Annotated in this window: 15 protein-coding genes; 5 read left to right on the forward strand and 10 right to left on the reverse strand. The window is 37.8% G+C overall.

Features of this window, described 5'->3' with window-relative positions:
* Window positions 1–175: 175 nt before the first annotated feature.
* A complete protein-coding gene (locus tag NC796_RS01990) occupies window positions 176–1,261 on the forward strand; it encodes a PIN domain-containing protein (RefSeq protein ID WP_310681606.1) in 1,086 nt (361 codons plus the stop codon).
* Here the strand turns inward: NC796_RS01990 and NC796_RS01995 are convergent.
* The 7 genes from NC796_RS01995 to NC796_RS02025 all read right to left on the reverse strand — a co-directional run bounded on the left by NC796_RS01995 (window position 1,258) and on the right by NC796_RS02025 (window position 8,753).
* Entirely contained in the window at window positions 1,258–1,935 is a 678-nt protein-coding gene (locus NC796_RS01995) for a hypothetical protein (RefSeq protein ID WP_310681611.1), read from the reverse strand. The two genes, NC796_RS01990 and NC796_RS01995, sit on opposite strands and share 4 nt — an antisense overlap.
* 5 nt (window positions 1,936–1,940) lie before the next feature.
* On the reverse strand, window positions 1,941–5,000 hold the full coding sequence (locus NC796_RS02000) for an N-6 DNA methylase (RefSeq protein WP_310681613.1): 3,060 nt from the start codon (window positions 4,998–5,000) through the stop codon (window positions 1,941–1,943).
* Between the two features lie 314 nt (window positions 5,001–5,314).
* Complete coding sequence (locus tag NC796_RS02005) at window positions 5,315–5,476, reverse strand: hypothetical protein (RefSeq protein ID WP_310681615.1); 162 nt, start codon at window positions 5,474–5,476, stop codon at window positions 5,315–5,317.
* 147 nt (window positions 5,477–5,623) lie between these two features.
* Window positions 5,624–5,869: a hypothetical protein gene (locus NC796_RS02010; protein WP_310681616.1), complete on the reverse strand. Its 246-nt coding sequence runs from the start codon at window positions 5,867–5,869 to the stop codon at window positions 5,624–5,626.
* Window positions 5,853–6,140 carry a hypothetical protein gene (locus tag NC796_RS02015; protein WP_310681618.1) on the reverse strand — a complete coding sequence of 96 codons (288 nt, stop codon included), beginning with the start codon at window positions 6,138–6,140 and terminating at the stop codon, window positions 5,853–5,855. The genes NC796_RS02010 and NC796_RS02015 overlap by 17 nt, the downstream gene beginning before the upstream one ends.
* 272 nt (window positions 6,141–6,412) lie before the next feature.
* Window positions 6,413–8,545: a hypothetical protein gene (locus NC796_RS02020; RefSeq protein WP_310681620.1), complete on the reverse strand. Its 2,133-nt coding sequence runs from the start codon at window positions 8,543–8,545 to the stop codon at window positions 6,413–6,415.
* Window positions 8,478–8,753 carry a hypothetical protein gene (locus NC796_RS02025; protein WP_310681621.1) on the reverse strand — a complete coding sequence of 92 codons (276 nt, stop codon included), beginning with the start codon at window positions 8,751–8,753 and terminating at the stop codon, window positions 8,478–8,480. The genes NC796_RS02020 and NC796_RS02025 overlap by 68 nt, the downstream gene beginning before the upstream one ends.
* A 506-nt stretch (window positions 8,754–9,259) precedes the next feature.
* Between NC796_RS02025 and NC796_RS02030 the strand changes: the two genes are divergently transcribed.
* Complete coding sequence (locus tag NC796_RS02030; protein ID WP_310681622.1) at window positions 9,260–9,676, forward strand: hypothetical protein; 417 nt, start codon at window positions 9,260–9,262, stop codon at window positions 9,674–9,676.
* A gap of 154 nt (window positions 9,677–9,830) precedes the next feature.
* Here the strand turns inward: NC796_RS02030 and NC796_RS02035 are convergent, their stop codons facing one another.
* From NC796_RS02035 to NC796_RS02045, 3 genes are all read right to left on the reverse strand, one after another.
* Entirely contained in the window at window positions 9,831–10,106 is a 276-nt protein-coding gene (locus NC796_RS02035; protein ID WP_310681623.1) for a hypothetical protein, read from the reverse strand.
* Between the two features lie 208 nt (window positions 10,107–10,314).
* Window positions 10,315–11,145 carry a hypothetical protein gene (locus NC796_RS02040; RefSeq protein WP_310681624.1) on the reverse strand — a complete coding sequence of 277 codons (831 nt, stop codon included), beginning with the start codon at window positions 11,143–11,145 and terminating at the stop codon, window positions 10,315–10,317.
* Entirely contained in the window at window positions 11,135–12,304 is a 1,170-nt protein-coding gene (locus NC796_RS02045) for a site-specific integrase (protein ID WP_310681625.1), read from the reverse strand. Before NC796_RS02045 ends, NC796_RS02040 begins: the two co-directional genes overlap by 11 nt.
* A gap of 469 nt (window positions 12,305–12,773) precedes the next feature.
* Here NC796_RS02045 and NC796_RS02050 point away from each other — a divergent pair, with 469 nt between their 5' ends.
* The 3 genes from NC796_RS02050 to NC796_RS02060 all read left to right on the forward strand — a co-directional run bounded on the left by NC796_RS02050 (window position 12,774) and on the right by NC796_RS02060 (window position 15,209).
* Complete coding sequence (locus NC796_RS02050; protein WP_310681626.1) at window positions 12,774–14,066, forward strand: tyrosine-type recombinase/integrase; 1,293 nt, start codon at window positions 12,774–12,776, stop codon at window positions 14,064–14,066.
* Window positions 14,063–14,911: a hypothetical protein gene (locus NC796_RS02055; protein WP_310681627.1), complete on the forward strand. Its 849-nt coding sequence runs from the start codon at window positions 14,063–14,065 to the stop codon at window positions 14,909–14,911. The genes NC796_RS02050 and NC796_RS02055 overlap by 4 nt, the downstream gene beginning before the upstream one ends.
* 103 nt (window positions 14,912–15,014) lie before the next feature.
* On the forward strand, window positions 15,015–15,209 hold the full coding sequence (locus NC796_RS02060) for an AlpA family phage regulatory protein (RefSeq protein WP_310681628.1): 195 nt from the start codon (window positions 15,015–15,017) through the stop codon (window positions 15,207–15,209).
* Window position 15,210: the final 1 nt, after the last annotated feature.

The following is a 15,210-nucleotide window of genomic DNA, read 5'->3' on the forward strand; positions in this document are numbered from 1 at the left end:
TTAAATAATTGGGATTTAACTGCCTTGTTCTCTTCAGAGAAGTAGGCTTTTTTATATCACAATTAACCGATCCCATGATTATTTCCCCATTTTTCTACTGAATGTATAGCAAAGATTACGCTTTTGATTTCTAAGGTTAGAAATTTAACCTTTATTACATACATCAAAATTTGAAATGGATAATCAAAAAATGAGCAATGAAATAACTTTAGAAGATATAGAAAGTGATTTATCAGAGTCTTTAGAAGAAAAGTTTCCTGGGATAAGCGTAAAGTGGAAATCACTTTATCGAGAATTCGGGCGTGATATGTCTGAAGAGATGAAAGAAGAATTTCTAAAATTTTTACCTTCAATTGATGGGTTTTCTCGACTTACTATAACAGTAGTTTTAGATAATAACTTTGTACTTGCTCAATTACGAGGGTTTATAAAAAACGATGATAAATTTGAAGAATCGTTTATATATAGGTTATTAAACTCTGGATTTGTTGATGCTTATGGTCCTGTGAAACTAAAGGAAGAGCTATATGAGAAAATTGTGAAGCATTTTCCCGATAGTATAGACAAGGCTATAAATTATGTCGATTATATTTTGTCAAAAATTACAATCAAGGATGCTTATTTTATTGATGCGTGGGTAAAAGCCAGTCGTCAAATTGGTGAAATAGACAGAGATGATGTTCCCTACTTGGCTTTAGCAATTGATTTAGATGGTCATGCTATTATGTCTTTGGATAAGGTGTTTGATCACCAGTCTGATGTAAAAGTGTGGGAGATGAATGACGCAGGTAGAATTGTTGCAAATCTTAATCAAGGTACTTTTTCTATCGGCTTGATTGGTACAGGTACTGCAACTGTACTGATGTTATATAAACTGATTGCATATGTTATTAAAGCCTTAATTGATGTACTAAAAGACTTTATTAATGCAATAATTGGTGTTGTTGAACTATTCTTTAATTCTGCTTCTAAAATTCCAAAGGAAGTTGTAATTGGGCTTGCTTTAACAGCAATAACTGGGTTATTTGTTTCTGATGACTTTAGAGATAAAAGTATTGAGGCTTTGAGAAGCGCAACTGAAAAATTCCAGATTTTTGTCGAAGACCTTAAAGACTTTTTAGTCTTATTGAAAGAACAGGTCCTAGAGCTTTGGGATGTATTCAAGCCAATCTGTGTTACATCAGCTCAATTATTATTTTTTCTCATAACAGAAGTGAACATGATGGTAGAAGAACTCACTCAGCTGTCCTATCAGAGTTAGTTAAGCTTAAGCATAAAATGTTTAAGTTCTAGTTCCATTTTATCCTGTCTGTCATGAGTAGAGATATAGCACTGATCTATATTGTCGCTAGGTAATAGTACCTCATCTGCTCTTGAAGGATTCGAATTTTTTAAGGTTGTATTTATATCTTTAACTATTTGTTTTGATTTTCCTTGAACTACGTAACCTGATAGGCAACCATTTTTATAATGGCCTGAAATAAAATGATCTATTCCCTTATTTATATATCTCTTCTTTTGGTATCTAGCATTTACGTGTGCACCTGTCTTTTTTTTCCAATCACTTTGAGATAAGTTTTTAGCTTCAATCACGTAAATCATCTTCTTTTTACTGCTGAACCAGCCCCCTCCCCAGATTGAAATCCGTATATCCAATTTTCCAGCTTTCTTAGCCGATTTAGTGCCTTTGGTTATTTTTTCATCATAATCACGGGACTCAGCAGTGATGTCGATCTGGAATCTTGTAATTATCTCAGATTTTTGCATATGTGAAATCAAATTTGCAGTGAGCTTTTCCTCATCCCATGATAATTCATATTCCTTTGCCTTTACCATGGCCTCATACCCTTCTAATAATAGCTCACAACATTTGTTGATTAACCCCTGTCGTATTTGAGGTTTTATTTTCTTTGATGATCCGTCAAATATTCCCATTTGAATCACTCTTCTAAGATATCAAAAATAATTTTATCAGCGTCGTTTAGAGCTTGAGATTTAGACCAAAAGCGTTTTTCGTTAGGTTTTATTAAATAAACTGCATTCCCAGACTCATATTTGACTATCTTTCTAAAGAATATGCTTTCAGAAAATTTTTCATATGTGTACTCCTCAATCTCTTTAAGAATTTCACTAGTTTCCTGCTTATACTCAGCTCCTTTTATCCTATTAGTTTTATCATTTGAATTTTTATCAAATACCACGCTAACTAGGCTAAGCGGAAAGGATTTGGGTAAATTAAAAATTTTGCCGGTTGCTCTTATTTCTTCCTGATTATTACTTAATAGCTCATTGATGTTGTTACACACCACTTTGAGGTAATCTTGAGTGTCTGATTTATTGTTGGGTTTCAAAGCGCGGGAGGTTTCACCATTCAGAAAAAGATCCAAAGAATACTCCACCATATCTTCTACTAAATATTCTTCTTCCTTGGAGATATCAAAAATGTCGAAAATCACTTGGTTTATGTTTTCTTCGATAACCTGAATTTGATTTTCGGTTTTCATGATATTCTCTTTTTCAGTAACAACTTCATCGTATAAAGAAGCTAATTTATTTAGTTTAGCTTCTTCTACCTCTCCGAGGAAACTTGGCATGGATAGATACTCCTCAAGCATAACTTGCTCTCTTTCAACACCTAATGATGAAATACTCAAAAACAAGAAATAGCTAGATAGTTTTGAATTGATATATGCAGTTAAAGCTTTAAGATGTTTTATCTCTTTCTCAGGAGCAGAAATTCCATACACACCGTCTCTAAAAGCACTATCAAATTCCACTAGAGAAGCACAGAACTTCTTATTCTTTAGTCCCTTTTTTAAAACAACGTGTGGCCCGGAATAAGCCTCTTTAGCCCCCAATCTTCTAAATCGATCTGGTGTTTTAACTAATCCATCAGATCCAGTTTTATATCTCTTGATTGATCTGGTATCTAGCGTTGGAATTTTGGAAATTTCTTTATCAGTTTTATTCTGGGGTTTTGAAGTTTGATACCCATTACCCCATGACCAATTAAATTTCTCAAACTCATTTTCTAGACTGGGATTACTACTTAAAGACCTGATCAAATGGAAATCCCGACTAGTTCCCCACATGGCTATTTTCCAAATTTTTGAATCACCTTTCTGACATTCTTCTTTTGGCAAATATTTCAGATCAATTTGGTCAATAACCACTCCATCAATTAAATTGTTTCTAATAGCAGTTGTAGGTGAACAGTAGATGATTTTATCAGTATTTAAATTTTCTGTAGTTGCTTTGTAAAATAACACACATGCAGGCCCTACAGCAGATTCAAATAAATTTCCGCCATGTTTTTTACTGGTCTTTCTTAGACTTGCAAAATTATAAACCTCTTTAACATCACATTCATTAAACAAATATCTTCTAAATGACTGATATTTGGTTCCCATGTTAAACAATACAGGTTTTGCACCTGCAACAAGGGCTATCTGACCATTTGGACATAATTTTGCGGCGCGATGTAAGAATGCGACCACTTTTTCCCTTGGAAACTCTCTTTCATCTACATAACGTGTGGTCTCTTTATCTAAATCACCTTCTTTGAAAGGAGGATTTCCAACTACCAGATCAAAATCAATTTCAGAATAGGGCCCATCTTTTAAACTACTCATCAAGAATAAATTGGCCCCAGTTGTCTTTTTATTTTCATTTTCGGGATCAAAAATCAAATATGGAAACCTTTTATCCTTCCATAATGATCTTGGTTCTAGCTGGTCAAGCATTGCTAAATAAATGCTAAATGCCGCGACTTTTATTGCCTCAGGATTATATTCTATCCCATAGATATTGTTTTCTACTATATTTTTTAAGACATCAAAAGTTTTTTTCTTTCCTGGGTTATTGCATTCCCATCTATCAACTAATCTTTTAAAAGCTTCAACTAAAAAAATACCTGATCCACATGTTGGATCTAATATTTTAACGTTTGTCTCATTGTGATTTTTATAAGGATCTCCCCATGGAAGGGCTTTATTCAAAATAAATTCAACCAAAGAATGTGGAGTATAATAAGCACCGTCTTTTGATTTTTTTTCTGTTCCCTCTTCATTTAAAATAAAGTCCTCATATATTTCACTAATGAGCTCTATTGGAATGTGTTTGAAGTCAAATGCCTTCCAGTCGAATAACTTTTTTTGTCCATTTATTTCTATCTCATCCCAAAAGCAGTTCTTTACAAACTTAAGGTGTTCATTTGTTATTATACTCTTTTCATCTTCAGTAATTGGGCATAAGTTTCCATTAAATGATGCTTCAAGTTTTGCATATAGCTGATATGTTATATCAGGGCCTAAATCTAGTATATCATAGTAGCTCTTAGCATCGGAATGGAAATCTTGATAAAATTCTTTATTAGTGGCCCCTCTATCTTCCAAATATAAAAGAAATAGCGACCTAAGAAGTAAGTCATGTATTATACTTAGGGGGACATCAAATTCATTAAATAATTTATTACGAGTATATCGTAGATTTTTAATTAACGCCTCATTTACTCGTGATTGGTTTGTGAGAGATTTGGCATAGTCTTCTTTTTTCCAAAAAGTGCCAGTATCAATTGAAACTTTCCCAAAAACGTCAACTAATTCTTTAAGTGCTTTGTTATCATCTTTTGATGCACTGATTAGTAAAGTATCATTTATATCCTGGTTCTCATCATTAGGGTTGATTGGTCGATGATAACAGTTATAAACCCTTATTTCTGTTGTACTTGAAACATATAGAAAGGCAACCTTTCCCTGATTCCAAATTGTTTTTTGAAGTTCCCTAATTTTGCCTTGAACTTCTTTATCAAACTTTTTTACATGCTTTATATATATCGTAGGATAGTCTCCTGAAAAGTAGATTTCGTCAATATCAAGCTGTGAGCCAAGTTTTTTATAATGAAGTTTTGGATGGGGGATATTATCATCTTCATCTTGGATAGAAATAGTACCTCTTTCTAAGCCTAATAATTTTTTAATATTTAGGGCTTTATCTTCCAATTGAAGGAGTCAAATTTTAAAAGTTATATATTCTAATTATTATTTCCATAATATCTAATGGTCGCTAAAAAACTAAATATATTTTGTAGCAGTAAAAAGTGATGAATTTTAATAATTTAGATTAATTATTAATCCAAATTACATAGGCTTAAATCTGATGAATTCTTGCATGTATTAGTGTTGAGAAAAATTTCCGTATGATTAAAATAATACACCTTGTGACATCGTCGTGTCAGGGTTTTTTAAAATCTGTCATATCTTATCATAAAGCTTTCAAGTCATTCGAAGGGTAAAGAGTATTGGGATAATGCCTATTAATTTTGAATTAATACAGGCAAAAATTTCATTCCCAATTTTTTCGCGACAAAATAGGTCGAATTCCCATCCATAATATCAAAAAGCCCTTTTTCTCCTTTATTTGGTTTAACAGAAATAGGTTTTCGCCGGGGTATTACTCCCTGATAAGCCTGACGCATATAGGTAAACCCGTTGGCAATTCCCCTCGGGCGTTTTCTCGTAGGCCGAAGACAGCTTATAGCTACAATAGCTGTAGCCTCATCTATTTCGAAAAAATGATCTATACGGTTGGGATCCAGGCAAAACATACGCTGGAAGTTTTGGAGTTACGTCCCAACTTGTCCCATATCAAGCCAACCGGTCAATGGGACATCAAAACCATCATCATTTATATAATTCACCTGAATGAATTGTCTGGTTTCATCTACAAATAGATGGAGTCTGTTGTAATCGTGATACTGGCTGTTGATTTCATCTACTTTTGTTGCCAGAGGTTCAGTAGATATAGATGATTTTACCATTTTTTGTCGGTTAATCGGCATTTCATCTACGCGGTTAGATGTTTTCGGCATGGGGATTCTCCTGAATGGTCTGAATGATTTCATCGACTTCTGATTTGCGGCACAGCTTAACGGCTTCACGGCCGGTACTTTTATTCCGCCCGTAACTGCGCACGGTTATCATTTTACGATAGCCGCACCGGTAGAAGGTGGTCCGTGAGATGCGTCCCAGCTTTTCACACATGTAGCTGATCGCTTCGCCAATCGTCATGAAATCTTCATTGTTGGAGGACATGCTTCCCATCGGGTTGGTGGTATTTTCAGGATTTTCAAAATTAGACATAGTCTTTCTTATTTTCTTAGAGGCCAAGGTTAAGAGCAGTAAAAACTACCAGTTAAGTGTCTAAGAAATTGGCAAAGATTCATCTTAGATATCTTAGACCGATCTTAGACTTCTTAGTCATTTCTTAGTGGTTTTCTTAGATATATTATTATTTACTAACTAACTATTATTATTATACCTACAGGGTGTTGTTTGGGGGAGAAATGGAAGTTCTAAGAAAATAAGACGGTGTTTTTAAATTCTTAGAAAATCATAGATTTCTCCTATTTCACCTAAAATGGTGGCGAGCTATCACCGGTGCTTGTCTGGTATTCGGTGGCCGGCTGGCGGCCTTGCTCTTCCAACATGATGTTCGCCTCCTCCCGCTTGCCAAAGGCGCGAAGCCAGGTTGGCGTTAGATGTTTGCGGGGAATATGGTAGCCATGTCGACTTTCTTTGACGGTACCCTTCACCGGATCTTCGTAACTGTAATAATTCGTTTTGGCTTTTCCGTGGAGGTCAAGAGCTTCAATTTCTTCCCGAATAATATCCTGGCTGATATACTCCCGGCCTTTGTTATAGTTGGTGTAGGCATCCCAAATACCGCTCCAGTACATGACCAGCCCGTCTTTCGTATTCCAGCCGTAGTATCGTTTCGGTAGCTCCCCGTTATCGTTCATGATCTCAATACTGGCCAAGAACTGCTGAAGTGGTGTTTGGTGCACTTCACGCTCAGCGGAATTGGCTAGAAACTCCACTCCATAACGAAATATTTCGGTGGATACGCGCGAATCCCGAAGCAGATTCTGCATCTCCTTGAGGTCCTCTTCGCTTACCTTGGAGTTTTGATTTTCTTGAGCTGACTGGCCCACAAATTCCGCGAACTGCACGTCACTGGGACGACAAACAAATAGATCCACGGTAATAAGGGCCGCCATATTTTCGATTTGCCGGTCCTTAATCTGAAATCGCACGCCTTCCTGGTCACTTCTACGCTCCAGTTCTTCCTCAACGGCTTCGGTAAGCAGGCGCTTGGTCCAGAGTAGCTCACTTTTGAACAACTCCCGATTAAAGTCATTAAAGGTGTAAAGCAGCGACAGGAAAAGTCGCTGCATATCCTTTTTATGACTATCAAACCACCAAAGATTATCCACCGAACCCCGTTTGTCTTTCCCGTATTCAATCATAATACACCGCGAGCGAAAGTGATCTTCGGTCGGTTTGTAGTTGGAGATAAACATCAGCTGCGACCGCACCGGGCTCCAGGCGTTTTGGGTCCGATCGTGGGAGGCGCTTACCCCACGTTGTCTCAATTCGTACCACATGTTAAAAACTTGTGGCGTGATCTTGCCTTTCCCGGGCACAAACTCATCCATGATCACTGGGATCTTACTATGGTTGGCTAGCTTGTTTTCGGCGGACTTGAGCGTAGGATTGGAATCTACGTCCGTAAACGACTGACCGAAAAAATTGAGCATTATCTGTGAGAGCTGACCTTTTCCTGTTGAGGGTTCGCCAAACAGGTACAGAAACACGACATGTTTAAACACATCGTAGATCTCGTCAAAAAACAGAAAGGAAAGCATATAGGAGAAAATAAAGTACCCCTCGGCTTTCTTTTCGGGTTGCTGGCCGGCAATGAGCTCCCCAAATTTGTCACGTACGTTTTCGATGAAGTACTGGAGCTCTTTACCGGTAAACAAATGATGCTCCTCTTCACTGTAAAATCCATCCGTGGGCGACGGCAGGTCAAACAGCGGCGCCGGTTCAATCCGTCCGGGCTTCACGTAAAAGGTAGTGTCGGCAGCTACCATGGGAAATAGGCCAGAGTCTTTGTCGGGCGCTATCATGTATTGGGGTTCCCGAAGGTGGTCATCCGGAATATTGATTAAGGCATTGCGCGTCAGATAAAAGGTGTACCCGTGGTGCTCGATAAATCCGTAGTAATTGAACTCATAGACCGTCTGCGGCTGCCAGCGGTTACACAGGAAACTCATGAAAAAGAGAATCTCATCATCCGACTTAAACCGAGCCGACTGGTAGGAATGTTTAAAGATCTGAATCTGGAAGGCTTTCTTTGATAGTAGGTCTTCCGGCTCCAGCACGAACAGCTCGCTTTGTGTAAGTTTTCGGGTTTCTGGAGTCAGCCAGCTCACCTGGCATTCATAGAGCGTCGAATCCCACTTCAGTGTTTCGGGATTGTAGCGAATGATCTTGGAGTGTATTTCGATATCGAAGGTGCCGATCCTGCGACTGGTGCCATCGGTTTCATTGCGATACCAACCAAAATCCAGGGGATCGGAGCTGTCGACATATTCGAACGGTTCATTTTGAGAATTGGATACTGCTGGCCCGTAGTCATCGGGTTGTTGCCGGTTGTTTGGCGACAGGAGTGTTAGGGACTCTTCCCGGGTGTTGCTGCTCATTTATTTGTCGTTGAGATATTAAAATTTTTTGTTCACTCACGTGGTTCAGATCATAGAGGTTCTCTCCATATCCATAAATCACCCAGAGGTCGTAACCTTCTACGATCTGTGTTTCGATCATGCGGACGATTTCCCTGCGCGGCTTGCCATCGCTGCCAATAAACTGGATTGTATCCCCAAGGGTATAGCGCGTACGTATTTTGGCCATAGGTTGCGATTGGTTAAAGGGTTAGTCGAATGCCTTTGATCTTACAAAGAGCTCCCATGGGAAGATCAAATTTCTTGTTGAGAATGAGGGTGAGAACCTGCTCCGAAATTCCTAACTCTTGTTCCATTTTGCACAAGCGATGATCTGAAATGTAGTATGGTTTTTTGAACCATTGCCGGAAGGTGTTTAGCTTTATTTCGGGAAATAGGATTTTCCGAAAATCATCATAGGTATCATATTGCTCCATTATCTGGCCTTTTATGACGGCTAAGCGTAATCGATTAATTTCATATTTTGTTATTGGTCCGTTCACAAGCGTAATTCTGTCTTTTAAAATTTATGGGTAAGTAGTATAATCGGATGGTTACAGTTAAACGTTACCGATACCTACAGGGATAATGTAGTGATGTGATAGTAACGAAACAACAAATAATGATGTGATCGAAAATATTTAGGAAGGGTATTTGTTCCAATCACAATAAAACTAATAGGATAGGAAAAGAGGAATGTTGGAGAAAAAACCTGGCGAAACATTACAAGATAATGTCCGGTATCTGCTTGAGAAGTATTACGATGGAAATGTGTCTGAAATGCAGCGGGAGACGGGCGTAAATCGGTCTGTGATTTCAGAAATAAAAAATGGAGGGAAGACGGAAGTAAACAGCTCCACGCTAATACGGTTTGCACAATCAGGGATAAATCTTAATTGGCTATTAACGGGAGAGGGCTCACCATTTACCGTTAATGAAATGGCCGATATTAGCGAAGAGCTGAAAGAAAAGCAGTTGCTTGATAACCGCATGAAAGAGATTAAGAAGCTTGTAAGTGATATCGAAGATCAGCTATCCGAGCAACCGCACCTGCGACTTGATCCGGATGTTCAGAGCGCACTTCTTGAACTACTGAAGAAAGCTGTTCGATAAGAGTAAGCACTTTCTTTTTACTGTTGATCTGTTTTGTATTGGGTACCCGTAATGTTGGTTCACTGGTATTGAGCATAGGTCACTCCTACTTGACTTATTTTTTAGTTACAAAAATAAATAGATACAAGAGTATTTTAGTCGTGATTTGTTACACTTATGGCAAAAATATTTTTTCTATGACTTTGCGCTCAAAATATTTTCGGCGTGTTCCAAACCGGTGAAATGGTACAAAGTTTTTGTCTTCAGGAGGGAGGTTGCTTCTATTGAGTATACTGCGATGATGTAATCCAATTAGAGCTTCAACTTCTTTCGCTGTCATGAACTTTGATTTGTCAGGTTCTGCGTTCAGCTTGTTAAGAATGGTATCTAATTTGGCGTCGAGGATGGCAATGGTAGCCATTAAATTTTCTTTGGGGTCTGGAGAATTCATAGATGATATCTTTGGGGTTGCAAAAATTTTATGGCGCTAAAGAAAAGGCAATCCCTAATTAAAAACACTTCAAGGAAAAAACAGATTTTGAAAATCAAAGGGGGATTTTGGTACTGAAAATCAAAATCTGTAATTGTTCTTGAAAAACCAGGCTCTCATTGACAGAAGGATAGGTTTGTTTATACAGATTTCACCTGATTTATGAAAACTATCTGTTTTTCAGAGTGGATTTGATCCGGTGTTTGAGAATTGACTTGTAAGCTTTTGGATTTACGAGATAGGTAGGCGAATTCAGAACTTCGTATTTCCCGGCTGCTTCTTTTACAAGTTCATCAACTGGTTTTTGGGCTTTCACTTTATTGATATGTCCGTTGGAGCTGTCAATAAGGAAATCATTGATTAGTTCATCCAAATTATCAACTAACACCTTAAAGGTATATTTGCCGTGCAAGCCTATGCGGACCTCTAAAAATGAAATAGCATCATCGAGGCAACCGAATTGCCCAATGGTCCGAAGCTTGCCTTCCAATCGGTTCATGGTATCTTTTGAGCAATTATAGATGCGGGCCATTCTACATCTCCAGGGAGCATGGTCCAGATTAAGAACGCCTTCCCCATACTCATTAAAAAGATTCTCCAAGATCCCGGAGAAGTGGGCATTGTTAATCTCAGCACCACTGAAATCTAAATCCAGGAATTTCTTTCGGTTTACTCTCTGCTCTGAAAATTCAATAATGCTCCGGCCAAGATTTATTAAATGCTGCTGGTATAGTTTTTTAACGGCTGAAATAAACTCCGGGCGAAAGGTCTCGGCTGTTCTACCGGCGAAATTTTTAAGGCAGAGCTGAAGTTGCCTGCGATATTGATTGGTCTCTTTCAAGTATGCTATGGCTGTAATACTGGTAGCCTGATAGCGTTTAATATCTGATTCAAAGTTTAAATCATTGGAGAGTTTGGAAAACCGATCAGCAGTAAGCTTAAGTAGCAAATCTCTCTTTGATAAGGCGTCAAACCTTGTAGCCGGTATCTTATGCTTCATTCAGATAATTCATTTTACCATTTTTGTTGGCAGAACGCATTAGATCTTTCGCAACCAAGTGAACATAGCGATTGGTAACTTCAAGGCTTTTATGGCCAAGCATATTTTTTACTTCTATGACATTAAAACCAATGCGCAATAAATAAGTTGCACAAGAGTGGCGAAGCCCGTGAAAGTTAATAGTGTCCTTTAATTCGGCTTCTTCAGTGGCATAGAATTTAAAACGTTTGGAGACATTATCCCCCGTCATTGCAATTTCTCGATCAGGCGTTGATTTTGGACTCGGGAAAACTAATCCTTTTTTAGGATTGCCCATAAGTTTTTTCCAGGCAATTAAACGCCAATATAAAGTTTCAAAAATTGGAATAGTACGTTCAGAACCGTTTTTAGTATCAGTAACTCTAATAAATCCCTCTTTAAGGTTGATATGCTCCCACCTCAATTGGATGATTTCTTTACGTCTCATACCAGTATAAAAAGCCAGAGTGATTAGTGGCTTAAACCAAAGCTGCATTTGATCTGAGGATTGGATAGCACGAGCCTTTTTGTGCTTTAATTGATACTCTCGAAATTTTTTAAAAATTAAATCAAGGTCATCCTCTTCAATAATCTTATCAACGAGATTATCTCGTACCTTAGGCAAGGCAATTTTATCGCAGGGATTGGTTTCTATGTACTCTTCCGCTACCAGCCAATTGAAGAATACTTTCAAGTGTTTTAGGTAATTATTTTTTGAAGCATTGGCTAGGTCATCTCGCAGGCAAAACGCACGAATATCATCAGCATCAATTCTTGTGACGGGCATTGTATAGCCCACTCCCTCCATAAACTGACGTATGATGTACTTATAAGTTTTCTTGGTTTTAGCAGTTACGTTTGTCTTTTCTCTTAAAAATTTCTTTTGAAGTTCATTTAAGATGGGACTTATTACAGAAGTGCCTTTCAATTCCTGCATCTTTTCATACTCTTGCAGATTCCAATCATCAGCAAATGGATTTATCTCACCGGCTTCATATAATTTTTCGTATTGGTGTTTCTTTTGCTCGGCTATCTTTTTGTACTTGGTCCCAAGAGCATAGGTTTTTTGAATGAGTTCACCATCAACCCGCGTGGCAAAAACGATAGAGTAGTAGTTATTTCGTTTTCTTAGACTGGCCATATTTTTTCATATGAGTAGTTAAGGTTGGAGAGTAATGTAACATCATATGTGACATCAGTCCAGTAAAATATGTATGAATTATGAAAATATTTCATGCAGAAGGGGTAGAAAGGTGGGCCAAATACAACAAAAAAACCCCGCCTATAATTAAATAAGCGGGGTTTATGTACTGTTTTAGAGATGTACGCCCGGAAGGATTCGAACCCTCAACCTTCTGATCCGAAGTCAGATTTTAAGCATTTACGAAGGTTTCCGAGTATTTACGAATTTTTCGGTAAGTCATTGACTCACATAATACTAGAGCGTATTTTTATTCCGTACGGTTACGGGCATTTACGGCCCAAGCCAGGTATTTTGTTACCCAAATGTTACCCAAATTTGGGTTTGGGTAACAAAAGAATAGAACAACCATTAATATCCTCGCATGTCTGATTAGTAGTCAGGAATGTTAGGGTTAATAAAAAATCATATGCCAGGAAAGAAACTTACACACCGATTTGTTAAAGGATTACAGCCTCCCGAAAAACCGATTGAATACTATGATGAAAATGAGTCTGGATTAATTTTACGACTCTCAAAAGCCGGTACTAAGACCTTCGCATACCGATATCGATTTGCTGGTAAAAATAGACGATATACAATTGGAAAGTTTCCAGGTTATAGCTTATCTGATGCAAGAGCACGAGTGCGGGAGTTAAAAGTTAAAGTAAATAATGGGATCGATCCGCAGGAGGAGAAAAAGAAACGGAAATACAAGCCCAAGGAATTAACGTTCAAGGAACTTGCCGATATTTTTTCAAAGCAACATCTACCTAAGCTTGCTGAACGCACTCGGGATGAATATCAACGCATAATAGATGTGGAGCTATTAGAGAAGCACAATTGGGGCGAATTATATGTTTCGGAAATGACAGACCATCATGTCCGTGAGGTATTAAATCACAAAGCCTTTGAAGAGGATGCATTTACTATGGCTAATCGGATTCGATCAACGATATCCAAAATTTTCGATTTCGGATTAAAGAATGTTGGAATAAAGCTACAAGCCAACCCGGTAGCTAACACGCCTGTTTTTGACCAAGGTGAGAATGTGAGGAATCGAGTTTACAATGAAGATGAAATAAAAGAGCTTTGGGAGTATTGGGAAACGACACCTGAACCCATTCAAACTTATTATAAAATCCTATTGCTGACCGGGCAACGAAGGACTGAAACGATGCAAATGAAATGGTCGGATATACAAAGAGATAAGCCCTGTAAGCGCATCGAGATAGACGAAGATGGAAGGCCAAAGCCTAAAGCTTTTTTAGCTGATATTTGGACAATACCTGAGGAAAATACCAAGAGTTCTCGGCAACACGAGGTGCCATTGTCTGAAATGGTCATGAAATTAATAGAGAAGCTAAAGCCAATTACAGGTAAAAGTGACTACATATTCGAGTCCCCACGGATTGACGGTCAGCCATTAAACAGCGTCAAGAGTGCCACGGAGAAAATTCAAGAGGAAACCTCAGTTGAAGATTTTAGGCTTCACGATCTTCGACGGACAGTTGCTACTAAATTGGAAGAAAGTCTCGTTGATCAAATCGTAATTCAAAAAATCTTGAATCATCAGGTTGAGGGAGTTACTGGCAAGCATTACCAGTGGTATAACTATACCGATAAAAAGCTTGAAGCATTAAATCGTTGGAGTTGGCGGGTTAAAAGTATAATCTCAGGTGAGAAATCAGAAGCTAAAATTTACAATATAGAAAGTGCATGAGTGAATTAGATAGTTATACAATGCGAGATAGATATGATGAATATGTGGAATACTATAATCAAGCTGGTAAGAAGAAAGCTGACCATATACCGATACTAGCTGAATTTTGTATCATTGAAGAAAAGACTAAAAATCGAGCTGATGATATCCGAGAAAATTTAAATGGATCATTGGCAGAAGCCGATGAGAGTCTAGAAAAAGCTATAGAGGAGAGTGAATCATTAAAAACAGACAAGGTAGAAGAGCTTCAGAATTTAAAGTATGAGATAGTACAATCAATAAAATGGAACATTGAAAACCCGGATTATTACAGTAAGCGTGAAGTTGAGCTTAGTGATATCAAAGAAAAAATTAAAAGATTTTATGGAATTGTAGGACTCGATGAGCAGGCTAAACTAGCACTATTATTGTTTGATTTTTTTACAGAAATACTTCCTAGGCTTAGGATAGCTGTTAATCACAATAAAGCGCTATGGTTTTTGAACGGTAAAATTATTGATGAAAACTACCCTCCAATCTTAGAGTATTACAACAATTTACCTGAAGACGAAAAAAATGAAATGCAAACTGCTAACAAAGGTCTTGGTGCACCTTTACGAGAGGAAGTTCCACAAGAGAAAATTGAAGAAATTGTTCGAGAATGCACTAAGGATAAATCAAGTAAAAGATTTATTCATCAATCAGGTCGCTATAAAGGGAAAGCTAATCAAAGTCAGATTTTCGAGTATATTAAAACCAACCATCCAGTAATGGTAAAAGGGGTGGGAATAAATTCCGAAAAAGGTATTGGGAAAAGACATCTTATTAGAAGAATAGTAGAAGCTCTCCCAAATGATATGACATAATTAGTTATGTCAATGACATTATATTATGTCGTTAACAGGTTCCGAGCAATTCTCTTAAACTACGGTCAGTAACAAACAAGAACGAATAAATCTACTGACCGTCATGGAAAAATTAATACGACCACAAGCACTTGCCGAATACTTAGGAATTGGACTGTCAACACTCTATGATAGAATGAAGGAGCCTGACTTCCCCCGCAAAGTCCAGATCTCTAAAAACGCTGTAGGATTCCGTGAATCGGAAGTTATGGAGTGGATGGATGCCAATACAGAAGTAAAGGGACAGGACGGGGAATAAA

This window comes from Aliifodinibius sp. S!AR15-10 (genome assembly GCF_031569985.1).
Lineage (GTDB): Bacteria > Bacteroidota > Rhodothermia > Balneolales > Balneolaceae > JAMQKA01.